Here is a 23174-nt window from a genome sequence, read left to right on the forward strand (position 1 = left end):
TGTCTCTTTTTTAGATCCTTTCTCCCTTCATTTTCAAAAGCTTTATGTTTGCTATTTTAACGAAACATGACAGAAGCGAGTTTTAAATAAATAATGTATACTATTGATAAGAGATAGATAAGGGAGGTCAAATAAATGGTTGAAAGTTTTGATAGTGAACGTAGTCGTTATGCTTCTCTAGGTGTTGTTGAAAGCTTGCCTAGTGCTTTGATTGACAGTATTTGGTTGATTATTGATTTAGATTTAAAAGGAGTTATTCCACTTACTAACATGCTTTATTTTGATTTAATTGACAATGCAGGAAAAGTAACGATTCATTTTTCACAAGAAATGAACGATGTCCAAATGGCCGTTGATTTGCCTTTTCCTTATTATGAAGAGTATCCATCTCAAGTTTTTGCATTTGATGATGGAAATAAAGAAACTATTTTATTACCCGCTGAAATGTTAGAATAACAAAAAATAGTTCTGGTAAGATTTGATAACCTTACCAGAACTATTTTTTATTTACTAAGCCATTCGTTTAGCAATGAAAGAATAGATAGCAATTAAAATAATTGCCCCAATCAAAGCTGAAATAATTGGAAATCCGCCAATTACTGGTCCGAAGTTTCCTAAAAGCATTGTTCCTATCCAACTGCCGATAAATCCTACAATAATATTACCAATCATACCGCCTGGTACATCCTTACCTAAAATTGCTCCAGCGATAGCACCTAATACACCGCCGACAATTAATGACCAAATAAAGCTTAACATAATAATTTTCCTCCTCTAAATTGATTTTACTTATTGCTTACGCTAAAGTTCGTGTATTGTTCTCTTTAGTTTTATTCTCTTCGTTATCCTCTTTTTTCTTATTTTCGAATTTTTCTTCATATTGTTCTTTGGTCATAATATCATCAACATTCATATTGAACTCAATCACATCTAGACCCGTCATGTTTTTCACTTCTTCAGAAACTTTTTTGGTAGCTGTATCAAATACTTGAGCAATATTTTTACCATATTCACCAATGACATCTAAATCAATCGCTACCTGTTTTGTCCCAACTTCGGCACTTATTCCTTTAGTCGGGTTATTCCCATTCGTAAATTTATCGGTCAAGTTAGTGATTGCATTGCCGCTCAATCCTAAAATACCAGGAATTTCTGATACGGCGATACCAGCAATTTTTTTCACGACTTGATCATCAAATGTCAACTTTGTTTTGATTCCATTTGCATTTGTTCCTTCAGTTGTGTTTTCGTTTGCTTTGTTATCCATTTTTTTCTCAACCTTTCTTGTTTATTTAAATTTATTTTATCCTTCAAAAATAGCCTGTATAGAAGCTAAAATTGAAGAGATAGAGCGCTTTTCATCTTGCATCATTCCAATCAAATAACCGATTTCTGTTAAGAGTATAAGCAAGAGTGTTTTCCAAAGTCCGATCATCATAAAAAATATAGCGACTAAAATAAATAAACTTGTGAATATAATTTGATTACGATAAGGAGCTAATACCGTTAATTTTTTCAACGTACCCCCTCCTTCAAATCACTTGAGAAGTTTTTTTATTCATGGGTAGTATAAACGATTCGGCTTTTTTCTTTTTGAAAATCACTCTCGTTTTATTCGTCTCAACCATCGCAATTTGTTGCAGTGCTTGTGTGACTTTATCCTGGATTTCTTTCCCTCTACTTAGAAACAGCTGTTGCTTCTCAGCTGCTGCAATTATTTCTACATCTGCCATTTGCCTCTTTGTTAATCGTATCTTTACCTGTATGTTGTCAAGAGTCACAATTTCTTGTAACGAGGTTCTGGCAATTGACTCCAACGTATGAATCGGCAAGTTAATTTGGCCTATTTCCTTTTTTATCTGTATTTCTTTTTTAGTAATTGGTTTGAATATGACCAGAAAAAAAGTCACTAACAATAATACCAATAAAACAAGGAGAACTACTTGATAAAAATAAACTAACCAATCATATTGAAACCGCAGACTTCTGTAAAAAGTAGTCACAACGCCTAAATTCATCATTTGAGAATATAAACCAACGATTCCAAAAATACCAGCTATTAATAGTAATGAAACAAGTCCTTTTATTACTCGCATAGTTTTTTCCCTCCAACGTTGTTTGCACTTTTGCAAAAGTTTTTTCCCTGTTTCTATAGTTTATGTTAAACGCATATTCTAGCAATTACAAAAGATACGCATGCTCTTTCTTGAATTCCCCCATTTTTTTCATCCCTATTTTACTTCGAAAAGCCTAGCATGAATGCACTCTTCAAATTATATTAAATACTCAAAAAAGCAAGTTGACCACCAAAGGAATTTCTTTGGTGGTCAACTTGCCTTCTCTTACTTCATACATTACTCAACATAAGCTAAGCGATAAGAAACTGTTCTTCCAAACGGAAAAACTTGAAGCTCTTTTAATTGATCTGCTTTCAAATAGCCAATTGCTCCTTGATAAAGCGGTAAAACAGCTGCATCTTTTTCAATGAGTGTTTTTTCTAATTCCTTCAGCTTATCCCATCTTTTTTCTGGTTCATTCGCTAGAGTAATTCTCGCATCATTCAATCCTTTATCATATTCTGGATTGTTATAACCTGCTGTATTCAATCCACTTTTAGAGTCATAAAACTCTAAGAAATTGATTGGATCAGCATAATCTGGTGTCCATGTACCAAACACTAAATCAAAGTTACTAGCCGTTTGTAAATCCAAACGATTTTGTAATGGGACTGATTTTAACTTGATTTTTAATCCCGGTAAGTTTTGTTGTAACTGTCCTTGAACATACTCAATCGTCTTTTTCGCAAGAGCTGAGTCAGCTGAAAGTAATTCCAGTTCAATTTCTTCTTTTCCTAATTCTTTCTTTGCAGTTTCCCAGCTTTTTTGAGCTGCTTTTAAGTCAAATGGAAGAAAGCTACCATTTTCTTTACGGAAGTCTTCTCCTGTTTCAGGATCTTTCGCAAAGTCTTTTGGCACGAAGCCATTAATTGCAGTCGAACCATCACCTAAAATATCTTTAGCAAAAGTTTCTTTATCGATTGCCTGTAAAATTGCTTTACGAGCATTCACATTACCTGTTACTTCTTTTTTATGATTAGGACTTAAGTACCCTACCATCGCTTTAGGTGTAAAATAAGCTTGAGGAGAATCTTTATATTGCAATGCATAAGTATCTGCTAAAACGGTATAATCTAAATCCCCCGCATCAAACAGATTGGTCCCTGTACCGATTTCTTTAACTACTTGAACATCAATTGTATCTAGTTTGACATTTTTTTGATCCCAGTAGTCTTTGTTTTTTGTTAACGTCCAGTCTTCTGTATTACCATCCCAACCAGAAATCACAAATGGTCCATTACCAACAAAGTTATCTGTAGAAGTACCATATGCATCGCCTTTTTCTTTGACAAACTTTTCATTTTTAGGCATAAATGGCGTTCCTACTAATACTTGAGCTAAGTACGGAATTGGGTATTCTAACGTCATTTCTAAGGTTTGGTCATCAACTGCTTTTACACCAAGCTCATCTAATTTTGCTTGACCTTCACGGATTTTCCGACCATTTTTGAAAATATCCATTTGATTACTGCTACTTGACCCAAAACTTGGATCAACAACATTTTTGAATGCTGAAACAAAGTCACCGGCCACAACGGGGTCACCATTGCTCCACTTGGTATCTTTCAGTTTAAAGGTGTAAACTAGTCCATCTTCACTAACAGTTGGTTCACTTGCTGCCACGGCTAATTCTGGATCATAATTTTTGTCCATACGATACAGACCTTCCACCACTTGACCAATCATATCCGAACTATAAACATCCGTATAATGTGCACTATCTAATGTAGATAGTTCTCCACCTGAAGCTACTTTAATTACTTGCTTCTGCGAGGTGTTATTCCCATTATTTTTTCCATCAGTTGAACTTGTCCCTTTACCTGTACTGCAAGCAGCCAGCAAAATCATAGTTACCAAAACCAAAACGCCAAATTTTTTCTTCATTATCTAATTCCTCCTCTTTATAATTCTTTAACTACATAACGAAAAATAGCCATTTCTTGTTCTAAATAATCGTAAGCAAAATCCGGATGCCACTGAACACCTAAAAATACTAAACTAGAATCGTTACTTTCAACACCTTCAATAACACCATCCGGACTTAAAGCCGTTACCTTTAATTCTTTTGCTAATTTTTTTACCGCTTGAAAATGGAAAGAATTAACGGTTGTTTCTTTACCATAGATTTTACGTAAAATACTTGCTTCTTCTGTTTGAATCTGATGTGTCGGAATTTCTCTTGGAATTGGTATTTGCATATGAGCAATTTTGGGTTGATTCAACTGACTGATCTCTTGGTATAAGCTACCACCAAGAGCTACATTAACCAATTGCAAACCACGGCAGACAGCAAAAATAGGCTTCTTCTGTATAAAAGCTTCTTCAATCAACGCTAGTTCAAATATATCTCTTTCTTCTGATAGTGACGCTTCTTCAACTTGAATTTCTTCTCCGTATAATCTTGGCGACACATTTTGCCCACCAGCCAAAATCAACTTATCTATTTTGGAAATATACTCTTTAGCAAATTTTGGAGAACCCACTGGTAGTAATAATGGCAACCCACCAGCATTTTGAACTGCCTTTACATACCCGGAAGGCGTATAACTAATCGGTAAATGGTATAATTTTGATCCTGCATCTTCAATTTCATTTGCTGCAATTCCAATAATCGGGCGTCCCAATCCACATCGCTCCTTTTCACTTTCCGACAATAATTGTACCTATTTTATCAGATATGTATATGAAAGGACAGTAGGAATAGCGACGATGCGATAGTTTTTAACTATCACCATTTACTTACTTTTTGATAGAGAATAACTATTTATATTTTAACTCAACTCGACTTATACGGTAACTTTTATGCTTGTGAATAATTATTTTCTGAATTTTCTAAACAACATGTTGTTGACAAGTAGAAAAACTGGTGGTAAAGTTATACAAAACAAAGAACAGAAGAGTACCTTTATTATTTCTCCAAGAGAGTCTTTGGCTGGTGGAAAAAGACAGAAAGATAAAGCGAACCACATCTGGGAGTTAACTTTTTGAAGAACAAAGTAGGAAAGTTCGGGAATGCCCGTTACAGCATTCGAAGTCTATGACTTCATGAGGTTATCGTCGTGAGGCGATAATAAAAAAAGGTGGAACCACGATTTTACGTCCTTTGGCAATAATGCCAAAGGACTTTTTCTTTTTCATCATTACAACTGCATTATACGAGCAAAAATAGAGTCATACTGATTCAATTCTCTTCACTGAATGAGAACGATTCATCAAAATAAAACTAAAACACAAAAATAGAACAAGTAATCACTGATCCTTTCCTGACAGAGACTTTTTTATTCGCTGAGAAAAAAAGCTGGAAACCTTTGATGAACACATCTGTTTCAGTCATCTTCTGAATCAAGTAGGAATATGCGGCATTCTCCGTTATCAGAAAAGAATCTTTATCTAAGATAGAGACTCTATGAGGTTAATACTGTGAAGTATTAACAAATTGAGGTGGAACCACGATTCATTCGTCCTCTTGGCTAATAGTCAAGAGGACTTTTTTGTTATTCCACGAATCTCTTCGACTATAGCATAAATACCTATCGGCACAAATACCAAAAAAATAAAAAAACTGGAGGAAACATTATGGACTACATTTTAGAAATCTTGCCTGCTTTGATTGACGGCGCAATCATGACATTTAAAGTTTTTATTTTTACTCTACTGGGTTCAATCCCATTAGGAATTTTAGTTGCCTTCGCCTTACAAACTAATTTTAAACCACTAAGCTTTTTGATCAATATCTATATTTGGTTGATGCGGGGAACGCCATTATTACTACAACTTATTTTTGTTTTTTACGGATTACCATTGATTGGAATCGTCTTCGAAAGATATGATGCGGCATTGTTTGCTTTTATTTTAAATTATGCAGCGTATTTTGCAGAAATTTTTCGAGGTGGAATTCAGTCAATTCCAGAAGGTCAGTACGAAGCAGCTAAAGTTTTGCGATTGACCAAATTCCAAACAGTCTACAAAATTATTTTACCCCAAGTAATCAAAGTTGTATTACCTTCTATCGGTAATGAAGTGATTAATTTAGTGAAAGATACTTCGTTGATTTACGTACTTGGATTAGGTGATCTATTACGTGCAGGGAAAATTGCTATGAGTCGTGATGTGAGTTTACTACCGTTAGTTTTAGTCGGTATCATCTATCTCTTATTAACTGCTGTATTAACACTTGCATCTAAAAAATTGGAAAAACACTACCAGTATTATAAATAAACTGGGCTTAAACGAGCCTACTCATCTTTTATTTATCTAGATTCATAGGCTAATCTCTCTGGAAAAAGATAAAGATGATTGTGGTACATAACACCACCCTCATTTTTCCTATTTTCCTGTCAAGCTTGAACGAGCCTACTCATCTTTTAAACTAGGAGGAAATAACTATGTTAGTAATCAAGAATTTAACCAAAAGTTTTGATAATCGTCGCATCATCGATCAATTGAATTTAGAAATTAAGGATGGAGAAATTCTAACGATTGTTGGACCATCTGGTGGAGGAAAAACTACCTTATTGCGTTGCTTAGCTGGTCTAGAATCAATCGATTCTGGAGAACTACTTATGGATGGTGTACCGTTTAACCCTGTTGAAATGGACAATGCTGATCAAGTGGTTGGTATCGTTTTTCAAGATTTCCAATTATTTCCTCACCTTTCAGTATTGGATAATATTACGTTAGCACCTGTCCTTTCTTTGAAACAATCCAAAGAAGCTAGTGAAGCAGAAGCGATTGATTTACTGGCTAAATTTGGCTTAGGCGGAAAAGAGCATTTATATCCTTATCAATTATCAGGGGGGCAAAAACAGCGTGTTGCTCTCGCTCGAGCACTTGCTATGAAACCAAAAGTATTAGGATACGATGAACCAACTAGTGCTCTTGATCCTGAGCTTCGTCAACAAGTAGAAGAAGTAATCTTAACACTAAAAGCACAAGGTATGACACAAATCGTGGTCACTCATGATATGAATTTTGCTGAAAATATTGCCGATAACATACTGACAGTCACACCTGTTCAGTAGAAAGGATACCTTTATGAAGAAGAAAAATTATCTACTATTTACGATAACTGTTCTATTCGCTTTTCTCTTGATCGCCGGTTGCGGCAGAAAAAAAACAACTACCGATCAATGGTCACGTATTGATTCTGAAAAAAGAGTCATTGTTGGATTAGATGATTCTTTTGTTCCGATGGGCTTTCAAAATAAAGCAGGGGAAATCATCGGTTTTGATGTTGATTTAGCTCGGGCAGTTTTTGACTTATATGGAATTAACGTTGACTTTCAACCAATCGATTGGTCAATGAAAGAAAATGAATTACACAATCAAACGATCGACTTGATTTGGAATGGTTACTCTAAAAATGCTGAACGAGAAGAAAAAGTGTTGTTTAGTGATGAATATATGAAAAATGAACAAGTCGTAGTTTCTTTGAAAAAGAATCGTATCAATCGTTTTTCCGATATGAACGGCAAAATTTTAGGTGCTCAAAACGGTTCCTCTGGATACAATAGCTTTGAAAAACAGCCAAATATTTTAAAAGATTTCGTCAAAGACAAAACAGCTATTTTATATGACGGTTTTAATGAAGCTTTTATGGATTTAAAATCTGGGCGAATTGATGGATTATTAATTGATCGTGTTTACGCAAATTATTATCTTTCTCACGAGGCTAACTTAGCCGATTATTCCATTGTCAGTGGTGATTTTGAAAGTGAAGCTTTCGCAGTAGGATTAAGGAAAAGCGATACGAAGTTAGCTGAAAAAATAAATATGGCTTTTAAAGAACTTAGAAAATCTGGCAAACTTTCGGATATTTCTAAAGAGTGGTTCGGAGAAGATGTAACGAAGTAATGCAATCCATTACTAGTAACTAAAGTCCCAGCACTTCCAACTTGATTATTCTTGTCAAAAATTTTTTTGTCTAAGCATTACTTTTTCACAACTAAAAAAATAAAAAAATCGTCGGAGTAATTCCTGACGATTTTTTTACGTTATGTTGTTAACTTAAAAATTTGCTTGTCACATCAACCAAACGATTTGTTTGATCTTGGATAGCAGCTTTCACTTCATCTGATTTCAGCATGTTGCCTTCTCCATCAATGGAAGCACTTGTTCCATAAGGATTACCGCCAGCTGCAAAAGTTGATGGATTTACGTATCCTGCTGGTACAATAATTGCACCCCAATGTTGCATTACTGTATAAATCCCTTGAATAACTTGTTCTTGTCCGCCATTTGGATTTTGCGCAGAAGAAAATGCTGTAACAAATTTATTTGCTAATTTACCTTGTGCCCATAGTCCACCTTGTAAATCAAAGAATTGTTTTAATTGGCTAGCCATAACGCCAAAACGTGATGGTGAAGAGAATATATATGCATCCGCCCATAACAAATCATCACTTGTCACTTCTGGAATACCAGCCGTTTCTTCCACATTTTTACGCCATAGTGGGTTAGAATCAATAGCAACATCTGGTGCTAATTCGTGAACTTTTCTTAAACGAACTTCTGCTCCATTTGCTTCTGCTGCTTCTTTGGCCCACGTTACCATTTGTGTACCTGTACCTGTTGAACTATAGTATGCAATTAATAATTTTGTTGCCATGATTTTCTCCTCCAATAACTGTTGTTTTTTATCTACATTTATATACTAACAAAAAGTAAGTGAATATGCAACTATTTTTGCTTACTAAAAATAAGTAATAACGAAAATAAAAAAGCGCAACAAGCTTCAAGCCTATTACGACATCTTTCATCTATTCTTATTTTCTTTATCTTTCCCATCCCAAACTGACATTCCCTCTGAAACAGAAATAACGTTATACCCATAATTTTCAAGAAAAGAACAGGCATGTTCTGAGCGAACACCGTGCTGGCAAATCACATAATGAGGTTGTTCCCGATCAATTTCTGACATCGTTTCTGGTAATGTAGATAAAGGATAATTCTTTGCCGTAGCAATATGACCTTTTGCAAATTCATCTACTTCTCGAACGTCAATGATTGAAACTGGTTCATTAACTGTTAATTCAATTAATTGTTTTAATTCTTTTATTGATACTCGTTTCATCTTAACCAAATTCCTCCTGTGGCTTTTCAAATGCCAAACTTCTATAACGCAATAGATCACTTCAATTTCATGATTCTATATTTGCCTTATTAGCAGTATACCACTGTTTGTTCTCACCACAACATTTTACTGTTTTTTTGTGAATTAGATTAAAATCATCCTAGAAGCATTGACTATCATTATATTTTGATAATTAATAAAAATATTTACTTTATGCCTCGATCATCCTAATCATGAGTGACTCTCATAAACGACTTTGCCATAGATTACTGTCTATCAAAAATGGGTTTATTCAACAATCTAATGACAATTGTTGAATAAACCCATTTTCCTAATTTTTCTTAACCATTAATACCATTTGATTCAATCAATGATTTATACCAATAAAAAGATTTTTTCCTTGATCGGGCTAGTGTTCCATTCCCTTCATCATCCATATCAACATAAATAAAGCCATAACGTTTTTTCATTTCACCTGTTCCAGCACTGACTAAATCAATACAGCCCCATGGAGTATAGCCAATTAAATCAACACCATCTAACTCAATCGCATCTTTCATGGCCGCCACATGTTTACTAAAATAATCAATACGGTAATCATCTTGAATCGTTCCGTCAGCTTCCACTTTATCAACGGCTCCAAAACCATTTTCTACAATGAATAATGGCACATTATAACGATCATACAGTTTACATAATGAAATACGCAATCCCAAAGGATCCACCGCCCAGCCCCAATCAGATTCTTGTAAATAAGGGTTCTTGACTGCTGGCATTTGGTTACCGCCTACATATTTCACCTCATCTGGATTCGCTGCCGAAACAGTCGACATGTAATAACTAAAGCCAATATAATCAACGGTTCCTTCTTTAATGACCTCATCATCACCTACTTCTTTCTTAATCACAACATTTTCTCGTTCAAATTCTTTTAACTTATGTGCTGGATAATATCCTTTAACTTGTACATCCATATAAAATTCTTGTTCACGATTAAATTTAACCGATTCCATTACATCTTCTGGATTACAACTCATAGGATAACTGGGAATATATGCCACCATCATCCCAATATTAAAATCTGGATTGATCTCATGCCCTAATTTAACGGCTTTAGCACTTGCGACAAATAAATGGTGGGCAGCTTGATATTTTGCTTGTTTATCATTTTGATGAATCCCAATTTGAGTCCAGCTCCGTAAAAAATTAATTTCGTTAAATGTCATCCAATACTTCACTTTATCTTTATAACGAGTAAATAGTGTTTCACAGAAAAACAAGAAGTAATCAATCACTTTTCTACTAGACCAACCATCTAATTCATCTGCTAAATACATGGGAATATCAAAGTGATTAATCGTAACAACCGGTTCAATGCCATAACTTAATAGCTCATCAAAAACTTTATCATAAAAAGCTAGCCCCTCTTCATTGACCTCCATCGTTCCTTTGGGACAAATCCTTGACCAAGCAATTGATAACCTAAAACACTTAAAGCCCATTTCAGCAAATAAGGCAATATCTTCTTTATAATGATGATAAAAATCGGTTGCTACATGACTTGGATAGTATCGATTGGGGTCAACATAACCGACAGCACCTTCCGGCAAAGCTTCTCCTCTGCTACTCGTTTCAATTTTACCTTCTTTAGTTTTATAAGTAATCATCCTAGGTGTTGTATGATTGCCTCCTGTGATTGCATCTAGCGTACTTAATTCTTTACCACCAGAAAGATACCCGCCTTCGTATTGATTCGCAGCAGTTGCGCCACCCCATAAAAAATTTTCTGGAAATACTGATTTACTCATTTATCATTTCTCCTTACTATAAATTTAAGGGAGCATCGTTCCCTTAGAAAAATAAAAACCATAATATAGCAAACACGACAAAAATTATTGTCATCTTTACTATATTATGGTTATGCCCGAAAAATTTCAGTTACATTCCTTTGACTATAATACTAGCATAGAAAGAAAGCGCTGACAACTTTTTTTGTAGATTTCTCAAAAAAAGAAACTGAAGTGAAATCTATTGAATTTCACTCCAGACTTTTCATGCATAAATATTAATTTAAAGACGTGGGGCTAAATTTTCTTTACCACAATATCTCATACGTTTTTTCTATGTGCTTTCCATCTATTCAGAAGTAAGTAGATTAATACTAGTAGTAGCCCAAGTGGCGTCACTTTTTCGACTACACTTCCGGTATTTGGAAAAGTTTTTAGTGCTATGTGCGTTTGTTTAGGTTGCGCCAAAGTTACATCTGTTTTTGTTTCTGATTCATTTGGCGGTTGAACTATCGTTTCATTGCCACCTATTTGCCCATGTATTTCAACTTCAACGGCATTTACATAAATTGTACTTTGATAAAAAATTATAAAAGCCACTAAAATAATGAGTGTAACGATGTAACAAGTAAATCGTTTCATTGTTCATCACAGCCTTTTATTAAACTATGGAGTTACACCAATTGTCGTACCATCTTTTTGAATGGATGTGAATTTCAGCGTTAGTGTGTAATTTTCCGCAGTTGTATTTTCGTTAACGTCTGAAGGTAAGCTTGCTGCTGTTTTCCCCGTATAATTAAATTTTGCAGTATTGCCATAGGTGGCAGCAGCATCATTGTCAATATCTAAACGACCATCTTTGTTGGCTAATTTCATCCAAATAGGGGCACTCGTCAAATCAACTAGCGCACTGTTTTCAACTAAATTAGTTGCAGTAGGTGTCGCAACTAGTCCTGATCCTTTTGCGTTGATTGTTAACGTATCAACATATTTCGGCGTTCCAGCCATTTTGTTCAACGTCACCGCAACACCACGACCTGAATTGTTCGCAATACTATAATCAGCAGACTCAATATTTTTATGTGCGCTAGACGTCGTAGTATGGAATGCTGTTGCTGTATCAACAGTAACATTGATCCACTCATCTGAACCTTCTGGAATAGTTGCACCTGGATCAGTATTGTCTAATTTACCAATTGTCCCATTAATAATAACATCTGCAGAATTTTCTCCATCAATTGTTTCCGCTAAAGCTAACTGAGTTATTCCTGATACACTAAGACCTAACATCATTGTTGCAATTAAAAAGTTGGTTTTCTTCATTATTTATTCTCCTTCTGTGTGTAAAATGATTTATATTTAAACAGAAACTCTGTTAAATAACTTTGTTAGTTGTTGATCTGAATTGTAATTCCCGCTTGGACTTGCCCACGCTTTTTATTTGTTTTCGAATCATAAATATCAAATGTAGCGGTTGCTGGATAGTCTCCTTTTGGAAGCTTTTTATCTAGCTTAGTTCCATTTATTTCATATCCAGGTTGGATTGCCCCCGAGGAATAAACTTGTTCTTTGCTGCTATCTAAATGTATCACTACATTAATGGGGTAGCCGTTTTCCACTGGATTTTGAATATAAAGACTCCCTTCACTATCACCTGTTTCAAATACAGCTTGTGATTTAATGACCATATTGAACTTACTAGCATCAACAGCTTTTTGTTCAGTTGCTTTGACTTCTTTATCGCTCATTTTTTTTGCACCTTTTGTATCAGGTAAGTAATCTCCGGAAACAACTTGTATCGGTTCTGGCTTATGAGAATAGTAATAATATGCTCCTCCTGCGCTCACTGCCAAAATAAAAAACAGCAATAAAATCAGTCGTCGTTTCTTTCTCTTTTTTTCATCGTTCACTTGATTATTTTTATCCATTTTTTTCCTCCTTAATCCTCATTCTTTTCGATTTTAAACGTTATTTTATAGCTTGGGAATTTCGCTGCAGCATTAGGATTGAAATATTTCCCACTCAGTTTCAGTTTTTTTTGTTCACCAGTTTCCAAGACACCAATTGACAAAGGATTGTTTACTAATTCACTAGTCAAAAAATTAGATTCTACTTGCTTGTTGTCCACAATCATTTGCAAAGCAAGTTCATCCTGTCCAACATTTCCTGAAAAATGATCTAATAAGACAAGTTGATTTGCAGTCGCATTCTCATTTGTTAGATTGGTTATGGATACTTTCGTTGACGTATTGCCTTTATTTATGACTTGATAGTCCTCAGATGTTAGTTCACCTTCTTTTGATGTTCCAATATCTTTGTTTTGTGTCTTAAAAGTCATTTCAATAGGAACTTCTACTTTGATGACTTCTGTCACCGTTTGAAATTCTGTTAGAGGAGTCATTGCTAAAACAACTTCAGTCCCTGAAACACCCATAACCTTTGCACGAACGTAATAAGTAACGTCCCCTTCAAGTCCTTTTAATTTAGTTGTAAATTTTTGATTCTTTTTGCCCGAAAGGTTGGCAATTTGTGAATTTGTTTCATTATCCGGAAAATTTTTATTCTTACTATATTCAACCTTTACTTGTTTATAGGCACCGCCATAATACGCTTTTTGCCCCGGAACGGCTTCTTCTTCTCCATTTGTATAGTCTGTCCACTCGCCTGTATCACTTCCCAATTCTCCATTAATTATTGCTGAAGTAGTTGTAACATCAGCAGTAATACTTGTTAACTGGGGCTTGGTGCTAATCTTATAGCTATCAGAAAACTCACTTTCTCCTGCTGCATTTATAACAACCATTTGTGCCCAATATGTTGTATTAGGGTTTAGATCATTTATTTTTACTTTGTACTCTGAATTTAAAGGGGTATTTACTTGTCCATCGAATTCATCCAACGTTACAATGTGTTTTGCTTTTCTTAAATCATTTAGATCCTCTTCTGCAGTATACAGAAAAAATTTAACTGCTGTAGCTGGACTTCCGTTATTGACAGAAATTCCTGAAAGTGAAATTGCTGTATCTGTAGCATCATACGCTGCAAGACCTAGTTGATTTGGTACTTCAATAAATGCACTAAAAACCATTTTCTGTGAATTTTTTAAAGCTAATAGTTCTTGATTGGTAAAGGGATGAGGCGAACCGATTATATTCGTAAAATTATTTCCCTGAATGCTTAAATCGGAATTTTCTTTAAATATTTCTTGGGTAGGAGTATTGTTTGTCTTACTGGAAAATGTCTCTATTTTTTGTACATAATTACTTGTAAAGGTTAAGTTTTTAGCTCCAGTAAGACCATTTAACCCTAAAGTTCCAAGACTAGTACTAGAAAAAGAAACATATTTTGCTTTATTCATATTGATTGAAAAGGTACTGGAAGACCCTGTTGTGAAAATCGCACCATCCGCAACATCAATTGAAACATCCGCATTTTCTCCAACAACCAGTCCTCCTTTAGCTGTATTAAGGTTAATTGGCAGCGGTAATGTAAAGTTCACTTGAGACTGCTCTTTAAAATCGAAGGTAACTGGTTGTGTTAGATTATTCGCAAAAAATTTATTTTTTAATCCACCTGTTGCAAGTGTTACCTTATCTAAATTAAAAATACCATTTTTTTCTACAATATAGCTTGGCGAAAGTGAACCATACATCACATTACCATTTGTCTGCACATCAAGTCTGGCATTTTCTCTTACCACAATCTGGGAGGTTCCTGCGTGAGGATTTCCTGAAGCATTCCCCGCTGACCAAATAAATGCGTTGGTCGTCCCCGAATGTTTGATTGAAGTTTGACCACTCTGAATCTCAACATAATTGATTTCTGCCCATTCTTGGGAATATGTATTCGTACCTCTTTGGTCGATCGTATTTTGTCCTCTCATAATAACCGAACCATTTATGTTATAAATCATTTGTCCATTGGTAGAATAATAGTCGACATTATCAAAGATAAATGTCATATTCGCAGCAGATCCGCCGGTCAATATACCATAATAACCAACCGCGCCTGATCCATCACTGTTACCAAATTGAGTATTGCGAATTTCTATAATGGCATTCGCTTGATTAGCATAAAAACCGCTGGTAGCTGAACCGCCTTTATTATATGTAATAATATGATTGGCACCATCGATAATCATATTATTTTTAAGCTGGTAACCTGAGGAACCTAAATCGATATCATTTGTCAAACGAAAATTTAGCTTTTGACTATCTTTTAAATATTCAGTCAGGGTAGCTGCCGAATCGACAAGCCAGAAACCATCTTCATCTTGTCTAACATCTGCGTTTAGTATATTTTCATTATTAATTCCATATGTTTCTTCCTTTATCTGTTTATTTATATCAATAAAATCAGTTATTTTTTCATTTTCTACTTGTAATTCTTTCGTAGTTGATTCTAACGTTAATGAGGACTCAGTTTCAGAAATTTTTGAAGAACTTGAAGTTTTTTCTTCTTCCGATGATTGGACCGTCGAGATTATTTCCTTATCAATTCCTTCTGATTCTAAAGCGTAGGACCAATCAAATGGAACAATTGTCAATATAAAGATACTAATAAAAATCAATCGACTGTTTTTCTTCATGATGGTCCTCCCTTGCTTTTTATAAAAATCATATAGAGAATATTTCTCGCCTCTATTCCATTGTATTGTACTTTTAGTGTGATTTCAATTTAATAACGATAGTTTTTTTATAAATTATATATTTATTTTATATTTAAACGAAATTTATTTTTAGCTTTATATCTAAAAAGTACACTCTAGACACCTTTATCCTTTTTTCTGTAAATATTAAGTTTTCTTTAAGCTGTTTTACTCACCTTAATTCCACAGTAACATTTTTATTTATTTCTTTCATATTGGTTTTTAAACGGAACATAGTGACGGAGTAAACTACATAAAGAGTAGACTAAAACTATCTATATTTTAGTCTACTCTTTATATTTTTTATTTTAATGCAAGTATGTCCAGATAATTTCCTATCTTTTTAACTACTTGTTGTTGATTAACGATTAAAAATGTGTCAAACATTTTTTGTAGAAAAAATCGATCATGAGAAACAACTAGCATCGTCCCTTTGAATTCTTCTAATATCTCTTCGATTTCTTCTCTAGTTTCAATATCTAAATGGTTCGTTGGTTCATCTAGAAGCAGAAAATTAATTTCACTATACATCAGTTTAGCTAATTCTAAACGAATCTTTTCACCACCACTTAAAAATCGAACTTGTTTCATGACATCATCACTATAAAATGAATACTTTGCCAAAAAACGCCGACTTTCTTGTTCACCTAGTGAACAAGCTTGACTGAATACTTGTAAGATTGTCTGCTTAGGGTTTTCGTATTCAATAATTTGAGGTAAATAACCGATACGAAGATTTGTCCCTTGTTTGATTTCACCGTTATCTAGTTGTTCTAATTTTAAAGCCAGTTTCAGTAATGTGCTCTTTCCTACACCATTTTCTCCTATGATCGCTGAATGATCTTTCCAAAATAAAGAGAATGTTGCTTGATCAAATAGTTTCCGCCCATCATAACTTTTGGTGACGTCTTTAAATTGCAAAACTTCCTTACCAGAACGCTCTGTTTCTTTAAATTTTTTTCCTATTTTGTTTGTTTCTTCTTTAGGTTTAGGGATTTTCTGGATTTTTTCTAAGCGTTTTTCAAGTTCTTTGGCTTTTTTAAAGAATTTTTCATTATCTCCCTCATGTCCCCACTGTCTAAAACGACGAATAGCTAGCTTCATTTTTTGAATTTCTTTTTGTTGAGTAGCAAAATCTCTTTTCAATTTTTCAAGCTGAACTTCTTTTTGTTTTTTATACTCAGAATAATTCCCTTTATACTCAAGTATATGCCCGTCTTCTATTTCCATAATTTTTTCCACTGTATGATCTAAAAATAAACGATCATGAGAAACAATCAAATAAGCCGTTTTCTCATGCTTCAAGTAGCCTTCCAACCAATTAATTCGTTTAACATCTAGATGATTAGTCGGTTCATCCAATAATACAAGATCATTTTCTTGCAATAAGATTCTGGCTAATGCAACGATTGTTCGTTCACCACCGCTTAATTCTGAAAGTTTTTTTGTTAATACATGATTAATCGTTAAACCATTGGCAATCATTTCCAATTTACTTTCCATCTCATAACCGCCAGCCTGTTGAAACTCTTCTTGTTTTTGACCATAACGAGTCAATATTTTTTCCAAGTTACATTCTGGATCAGCCATTTGGCTTTCTAATTGTACTAATTGTCTTTGAATCTCCTTTAATCTTGTAAACGTTTCTAATAAATATTCCTCTACAACTTGTTCAATAGCTTCAGGCATCTGGGCTAAGTAACCAATTCGTCCATATTTTTTACAACTGACAGTTCCTGAATCAACTGTTTCTAATCCTGCAATAATTTTTAAAATGGTTGATTTACCTGAACCATTTGCACCAATCAATCCAATTTTTTCACCTTTATTGATCTGTAAATTTAATTCCTTAAAAAGTGGCACAGTACTATAATTTTTTGTGATTTTTTGTAATTGTACTAACATTTTTCCCTCTTTCTGCCATTCAGACAGATAAACATACATGAATTTTATTGTCTTTTATAAACACTATAGCTATTTTTAAAATACACAAAAAAAGCTGAACAAAATCTTCTGCTCAACCTTCACTATTTACTAATTAGCTATAAATCACCTGCCGTTTGATTATCCACGGTCTCTTTTTATCTACTGAAATCAGTAAAACAAAAACTGATTTTCCTTGTTATTTTATGACTAATTATATTTAAGTAAATAAGTCTGAATGGTCTGTTTTATTCAATTAATTATCCCTTTTTAGGCACACTTGTCCCTTGAGATAAAAAATTGGAAATTATAACATGACAAAAAGCTAGATACGCTATGACATACGAAAAGCTTGCTGTTATTTTTGACATGTTGACCATTGTACTTATTCACCACCTTTGCCATTTCTTATTAGTATTGTAGCATGGTACGTTAAATTACGCAAAATCAGTTTGTTACTTTCTCTTTGAATAGCATTTTCGACAATTTTCTAGCGTTCTTTTTCGTGAATATAATAAAACAGAGATACCGATTTTATTCAGCATCCCTGTCTGTACTTCATTAATTAGCTACGATATTCACTAATTTATCAGGAACAACAATTACTTTACGAACCGTTTTACCATCGATAAAAGATTGAATTTCTTCAGTTGCTAATGCTTGTTTTTCTAATTCTTCTTTACTTAAACCTCGTGCTATATTTACTTTTGCACGAACTTTTCCATTCACTTGGAAAACAACTTCGACTTCATCTTCAATTAAAGCTGATTCATCAAAAGTTGGCCAAGGAACATTCGTCAAACTTTCTTCATTACCAAGGATTGCCCAAAGTTCTTCCCCAATGTGAGGAGCAATCGGAGCTAATAATTGGACGAAACCTTCAATATATTCATATGGTAGTACATCAACTTTATTGGCTTCATTAACAAAGACCATCAATTGAGAAATAGCTGTATTAAAGTGTAGATTTTCCATGTCTTCTGTCACTTTTTTTACTGTTTGATTATACACTTTAGTTAAACGCCCATCATTTACTGTCGTGATACGGTCACGCATTTTATCATTTTCATCAACGATTAAACGCCATACTCGATCCAGGAATTTGCGGCTTCCTTCAAGACCGTTTTCACTCCAGGCAATTGAAGCATCCAGTGGACCCATGAACATTTCATACATTCTTAGGGTATCTGCACCATATTTTTCAATGACATCATCAGGATTTACAACGTTTTTCAACGACTTACTCATTTTCGCTGGCGCTTCTTCTAATTCTTCACCCGTTTCACTATTTACCCAAACAGCATCCCGTTTTTCTACAAGATCCGTAGGAACTAATACACCACGGCTGTCACGGAAGCTTTGGCCTAAAATCATTCCTTGATTATATAGCTTTTGGTATGGTTCTTTTGTCGGTACAACACCGATATCATACAAGAATTTATGCCAAAAACGAGCATACAACAAGTGAAGTACAGCATGTTCAGCTCCGCCGATATAGATATCTACTGGCAACCAGCGTTCTAATTTTTCATAATTAGCAAGCTCATGTTTATTATGTGGATCAATATAACGCAAGTGATACCATGAACTTCCAGCCCACTGAGGCATTGTATTGGTTTCACGTTTGCCTTTTTTTCCTGTTTCAGGATCAACAACATTAATCCATTCAGTGATATTTGCAAGGGGAGATTCGCCTGTCCCACTTGGCTTAATATCATCTGTTTTTGGAAGTGTCAATGGTAATTCAGATTCTGGAAGAGTTGTCGTTGTACCATCTTCCCAATGAATTACTGGGATTGGTTCTCCCCAATAGCGTTGACGAGAGAACAACCAGTCACGTAAACGATAACTGATTTCTTTCTTCCCTACGCCTTTTTCTTCTAGCCAGACATTCATTTTAGAGATTGCTTCTTCTTTGTTTAATCCATTCAGAAAATCAGAATTAATGTGGCGTCCATCACCTGTGTATGGTGCTTTTTCTACATCTCCACCTTCCACTACTGGAATAATATCAATGTTGAATGCTTTGGCAAATTCATAGTCACGATCATCATGAGCAGGAACAGCCATAATTGCTCCTGTACCATAAGAAGCTAGTACATAATCAGCAATCCAAATTGGGATTTCAGCACCATTTACAGGATTCACTGCATACGCTCCTGTAAACACACCAGTCTTTTCTTTTGCTAAATCTGTTCGGTTTAAATCAGATTTTTTTGAGGCAGCATCAATATACGCTTCCACTGCAGCTTTTTGTTCTGGTGTAGTAATTTTTTGAACTATCTCTAACTCAGGAGCCAAAACTGTATACGTTGCGCCAAACAAGGTATCTGGACGAGTAGTGAAAACTGTAAATTCTTCCTCTTTCCCAGCTACTTTAAATGTTACATTAGCGCCTTCTGAACGACCAATCCAATTACGCTGCATGTCTTTGATGCTTTCAGGCCAATCAACTAAATCTAAATCATCTAGTAAACGGTCTGCGTAAGCGGTAATTTTCAGCATCCATTGACGCATTGGTTTTCTCACAACATCATAGCCGCCACGCTCACTTTTCCCATCAATTACTTCTTCATTTGAAATAACTGTTCCAAGTTCTGGTACCCAGTTTACAGCCACTTCTGCTTCATAAGCCAAACCATGTTCATATAATTTAGTGAATATCCATTGTGTCCACTTGTAATACTCTGGATCTGTTGTATTGATTTCTCGATTCCAATCGTAACTAAAACCTAGAGAATTGATTTGACGTTTAAAGGTTTCAATGTTTTTTTTCGTAAATTCTGCAGGATCATTCCCTGTGTCTAGTGCATATTGTTCTGCTGGCAAACCAAAAGCATCCCACCCCATTGGATGTAACACACTGTATCCTTGGCTTCTTTTCATTCGCGATAAAATATCTGTTGCTGTATATCCTTCTGGGTGACCTACATGCAGACCTTGACCAGATGGATAAGGAAACATGTCTAATGCGTAAAATTTCTTTTTATTTAAATCATCATGGGTAGTAAAGCTGTTATGCTTCGCCCAATATTTTTGCCACTTTTTCTCGATTTTCTTGTGATCGTAACTCACGTATTTTCTCCTCCTATTTTGTATAACTTTTTATTAACGTTGGTTAATGATTGTCACTTTTATTGTATGTAGATTCGCCTTCTACACTTTTGAGAGACAATAACTTGATGGTGTTTAACAATAAAAAACGTCCTACAGGAAAAAAATCCTATAGGACGTGTGACTAACAACGTGGTACCACCTAAATTTACTTACATTTATAAATGTAAGCCTCAACGCTGTAACGGTCGTCACCGATTTTACTTACTAAAGATCAGACGAATGCCTAGTTTAATCTAGCTATTCAGTAAAATAACTCAAAGGCGAGTTCGAAAGCTTCTGTGCGTATTTTCACCAACCATACGCTCTCTAAAACATGGTTCTTTCTACTATTCCTTCTCACTGTTTATCTATCATTGTGTGTTACTATACTACCAAACTTCTCTGCTGATTTCAATCGTTTTTATTTAACTTTCAGTTTTTGTCCGATATAAATTGTATCACCAGACAAACCGTTCAATTGTTTGATTCGCTGGACACTCGTACCATAATTTTGTGCAAGACCCCAAAGTGTGTCGCCACTTTTTACTGTATGAGTTGTTCCGTTTTGACTACTACCTTGATTATTAGAAGTATTACCAGAACCTGCTGTATTGCCTTGACCTTGTTTAACAATCAAACGTTGACCTGGATAAATAATATCTCCGCTTATCTTGTTCCACTGACGTAAGTTCGCAATACTTACCCCATTTGCATTAGCAATAGCCCACAAGGAGTCTCCTGATTTGACTGTGTAATACGAGTTTGTTGTCCCTGTACTTCCAGTCCCACCTGTATTGCCGCCTGAATTACTGTTGCCAGTATTTCCACCTGTGTTGCCTCCGCCGCCTGTACTGCTGCCTTGTTTAACAATTAAACGTTGACCTGGATAAATAATATCTCCGCTTATCTTGTTCCACTGACGTAAGTTCGCAATGCTTACGCCATTTGCGCTAGCAATTGCCCATAAGGAATCTCCTGATTTTACAGTATAGTACGTATTTGTTGTACCTGTATTACCAGATCCGCCTGTGTTACCTCCAGTGTTGCCTCCACCGGTATTTCCACCTGTGTTGCCTCCGCCTGTATTACTACCTTGTTTAACAATCAAACGTTGACCTGGATAAATAATATCTCCACTTAACTTGTTCCATTGACGTAAATTGGCAACACTTACGCCGTTTGCATTAGCGATTGCCCATAAGGAATCTCCTGATTTTACAGTATAGTACGTATTTGTTGTACCTGTATTACCAGATCCGCCTGTGTTACCTCCAGTGTTGCCTCCACCGGTATTTCCACCTGTGTTGCCTCCGCCTGTATTACCAGAACTTTTACCAACAATCAGTTTTTGACCTACATAGATAACATCACTAGAAAGTTTATTCCAGCTTTTAATATTTGCAATTGATGTTCCATACTTGGCAGCCAATCCCCATAAACTGTCACCAGCTTTTACTGTGTGAACTACATCTTGGGTTGTGTTTCCACCGCCTGTATTGCCGCCAGTGTTACCTCCACCAGTATTTCCACCGGTATTGCCGCCTCCAGATGAAGGCGTGTCATATTGCGTTAAATTATACGTTGTAATAATATTATTCAACTTCGTATTATAGCTTGGATCCGTTGCATAACGTCCTGTTAACCATGCAGTTGCATCTTTATATGAATTTGTATTGCTTTTCCATGCACCAGAATAGTAGTAAACACCAGCTTGGAATGAGGTGTTTTTTAAAACGTATGCATTATCGCCAAATGATTCTGAATATGAAGGATATTTTCTAAAGGCAGCATCGACTTGAACCCACTGTCCATTGATTACTTCCCATGTTTTCATAGTAACAGATTGACCTTGATAACTTCCCTTGATCCCAAATAAATTATGATTTGGTGCCGCAGATAACGTACTTCTTCCCCAATCACTTTCAAGAATCGCTTGGGCCATCATCACGGAAGCATATAAATCATTCGTTGCAGCAACAGATCTTGCATGACCTGCTATTTCAGCGATAAAAACATTTGTATCAATGTTTCTAGTTTGCGCTGAAAGTCCTGAACGCATCATAAGTTCAGGTGTTTTAGCTTCTTGTACTTCAGTCGTAGAAGAATCAGTTGTTTCAGTTGTTTTTTCGGTAGGCATAGTTGACTCAGTACTTTGTGTTGTTTCTGATGTATTTAATTCTGATGATTCTTGTGTTTCAGACAGTTCCTCGCTTGAAGAAGTCTCTGATGTTGTTGTCTGATTTTCTTGTGTCATCGAATCGTTAGAGTCAGTCGTCGTTTGTTTTTGAACGGCTTCTGTATGTGTGTTTGCATTTGTTTCTGAGTAACTTACTTGTGCACTTGGTGTCTGCTCTTCTGCTGCTTCAGCGATTTTTGGTGCTGCAATCGGTGCTGCAATAGACGAAACCACTAACGCAGAGCTAAGCACAGTTGTTCCTTTTTTTAACTGATCGTAAGCAAGCTTGTTCTGTTCCGCTTTCCTCCGCTCTTTTCTTGATGTCTTGTACTTATCCATAATATGTCCTCCATAT

20 protein-coding genes and 3 other annotated features are annotated in these 23174 nt (G+C 35.2%); of the genes, 4 read left to right on the forward strand and 16 right to left on the reverse strand.

The genetic code is table 11. The annotated features are described in order from the left end of the window. Positions 1-135: 135 nt before the first annotated feature. The gene (locus AC4BB2_RS11505; RefSeq protein ID WP_490473064.1) at positions 136-456 is read left to right on the forward strand and encodes a DUF960 domain-containing protein; all 321 of its coding nucleotides are present in this window, start codon (positions 136-138) and stop codon (positions 454-456) included. A gap of 54 nt (positions 457-510) precedes the next feature. Here AC4BB2_RS11505 and AC4BB2_RS11510 read toward each other — a convergent pair whose 3' ends face one another. From AC4BB2_RS11510 to AC4BB2_RS11535, 6 genes are all read right to left on the reverse strand, one after another. Continuing rightward, on the reverse strand, positions 511-759 hold the full coding sequence (locus tag AC4BB2_RS11510) for a GlsB/YeaQ/YmgE family stress response membrane protein (protein ID WP_490473065.1): 249 nt from the start codon (positions 757-759) through the stop codon (positions 511-513). 37 nt (positions 760-796) lie between these two features. Then, entirely contained in the window at positions 797-1267 is a 471-nt protein-coding gene (locus tag AC4BB2_RS11515; protein WP_490473066.1) for an Asp23/Gls24 family envelope stress response protein, read from the reverse strand. A gap of 36 nt (positions 1268-1303) precedes the next feature. Beyond that, a complete protein-coding gene (locus AC4BB2_RS11520) occupies positions 1304-1519 on the reverse strand; it encodes a DUF2273 domain-containing protein (protein WP_490473067.1) in 216 nt (71 codons plus the stop codon). A 13-nt stretch (positions 1520-1532) separates the two neighbouring features. Beyond that, positions 1533-2096: an alkaline shock response membrane anchor protein AmaP gene (amaP, locus tag AC4BB2_RS11525; RefSeq protein ID WP_490473068.1), complete on the reverse strand. Its 564-nt coding sequence runs from the start codon at positions 2094-2096 to the stop codon at positions 1533-1535. Positions 2097-2354: 258 nt separating this feature from the next. Further along, positions 2355-4001, reverse strand: coding sequence for a peptide ABC transporter substrate-binding protein (locus AC4BB2_RS11530; RefSeq protein WP_490473069.1), 1647 nt, complete (start codon positions 3999-4001; stop codon positions 2355-2357). A 17-nt stretch (positions 4002-4018) separates the two neighbouring features. Then, complete coding sequence (locus AC4BB2_RS11535) at positions 4019-4741, reverse strand: gamma-glutamyl-gamma-aminobutyrate hydrolase family protein (RefSeq protein ID WP_490473070.1); 723 nt, start codon at positions 4739-4741, stop codon at positions 4019-4021. A 254-nt stretch (positions 4742-4995) separates the two neighbouring features. Next, positions 4996-5224, forward strand: a binding site (T-box leader). Between the two features lie 122 nt (positions 5225-5346). Continuing rightward, positions 5347-5586: a binding site (T-box leader), on the forward strand. Between the two features lie 107 nt (positions 5587-5693). Between AC4BB2_RS11535 and AC4BB2_RS11540 the strand changes: the two genes are divergently transcribed. From AC4BB2_RS11540 to AC4BB2_RS11550, 3 genes are all read left to right on the forward strand, one after another. Continuing rightward, positions 5694-6335 carry an amino acid ABC transporter permease gene (locus AC4BB2_RS11540; RefSeq protein ID WP_490473071.1) on the forward strand — a complete coding sequence of 214 codons (642 nt, stop codon included), beginning with the start codon at positions 5694-5696 and terminating at the stop codon, positions 6333-6335. A 167-nt stretch (positions 6336-6502) separates the two neighbouring features. After that, positions 6503-7138 (forward strand): amino acid ABC transporter ATP-binding protein, encoded by a 636-nt coding sequence (locus AC4BB2_RS11545; RefSeq protein ID WP_490473072.1) that lies wholly within the window; start codon positions 6503-6505, stop codon positions 7136-7138. A gap of 13 nt (positions 7139-7151) precedes the next feature. Further along, the gene (locus tag AC4BB2_RS11550) at positions 7152-7970 is read left to right on the forward strand and encodes an amino acid ABC transporter substrate-binding protein (protein WP_490473073.1); all 819 of its coding nucleotides are present in this window, start codon (positions 7152-7154) and stop codon (positions 7968-7970) included. Between the two features lie 148 nt (positions 7971-8118). On the opposite strand, the gene AC4BB2_RS11555 is transcribed toward AC4BB2_RS11550, so the two are convergent. From AC4BB2_RS11555 to AC4BB2_RS11600, 10 genes are all read right to left on the reverse strand, one after another. Next, the gene (locus AC4BB2_RS11555) at positions 8119-8724 is read right to left on the reverse strand and encodes an NAD(P)H-dependent oxidoreductase (protein WP_490473074.1); all 606 of its coding nucleotides are present in this window, start codon (positions 8722-8724) and stop codon (positions 8119-8121) included. 147 nt (positions 8725-8871) lie between these two features. Beyond that, positions 8872-9189 carry a rhodanese-like domain-containing protein gene (locus AC4BB2_RS11560; RefSeq protein WP_490473075.1) on the reverse strand — a complete coding sequence of 106 codons (318 nt, stop codon included), beginning with the start codon at positions 9187-9189 and terminating at the stop codon, positions 8872-8874. Positions 9190-9530: 341 nt separating this feature from the next. Then, positions 9531-10997 carry a glycoside hydrolase family 1 protein gene (locus AC4BB2_RS11565; RefSeq protein ID WP_490473076.1) on the reverse strand — a complete coding sequence of 489 codons (1467 nt, stop codon included), beginning with the start codon at positions 10995-10997 and terminating at the stop codon, positions 9531-9533. Positions 10998-11297: 300 nt separating this feature from the next. Next, entirely contained in the window at positions 11298-11618 is a 321-nt protein-coding gene (locus tag AC4BB2_RS11570; protein ID WP_490473077.1) for a hypothetical protein, read from the reverse strand. Positions 11619-11642: 24 nt separating this feature from the next. Beyond that, on the reverse strand, positions 11643-12299 hold the full coding sequence (locus AC4BB2_RS11575) for a hypothetical protein (RefSeq protein WP_490473078.1): 657 nt from the start codon (positions 12297-12299) through the stop codon (positions 11643-11645). Between the two features lie 65 nt (positions 12300-12364). After that, positions 12365-12904 carry a hypothetical protein gene (locus tag AC4BB2_RS11580; protein ID WP_490473079.1) on the reverse strand — a complete coding sequence of 180 codons (540 nt, stop codon included), beginning with the start codon at positions 12902-12904 and terminating at the stop codon, positions 12365-12367. Between the two features lie 11 nt (positions 12905-12915). Then, positions 12916-15564: a fibronectin type III domain-containing protein gene (locus AC4BB2_RS11585; RefSeq protein WP_490473080.1), complete on the reverse strand. Its 2649-nt coding sequence runs from the start codon at positions 15562-15564 to the stop codon at positions 12916-12918. 363 nt (positions 15565-15927) lie between these two features. Then, a complete protein-coding gene (gene abc-f, locus AC4BB2_RS11590) occupies positions 15928-17529 on the reverse strand; it encodes a ribosomal protection-like ABC-F family protein (RefSeq protein ID WP_490473081.1) in 1602 nt (533 codons plus the stop codon). A 579-nt stretch (positions 17530-18108) separates the two neighbouring features. Then, positions 18109-20622 carry a leucine--tRNA ligase gene (gene leuS, locus AC4BB2_RS11595; protein ID WP_490473082.1) on the reverse strand — a complete coding sequence of 838 codons (2514 nt, stop codon included), beginning with the start codon at positions 20620-20622 and terminating at the stop codon, positions 18109-18111. A 148-nt stretch (positions 20623-20770) separates the two neighbouring features. Then, positions 20771-21013, reverse strand: a binding site (T-box leader). A gap of 51 nt (positions 21014-21064) precedes the next feature. Beyond that, the gene (locus AC4BB2_RS11600; protein ID WP_490473083.1) at positions 21065-23158 is read right to left on the reverse strand and encodes a LysM peptidoglycan-binding domain-containing protein; all 2094 of its coding nucleotides are present in this window, start codon (positions 23156-23158) and stop codon (positions 21065-21067) included. Positions 23159-23174: the final 16 nt, after the last annotated feature.

The sequence above is a fragment of the Enterococcus sp. AAFC-DPL-5146 genome (assembly GCF_058216635.1).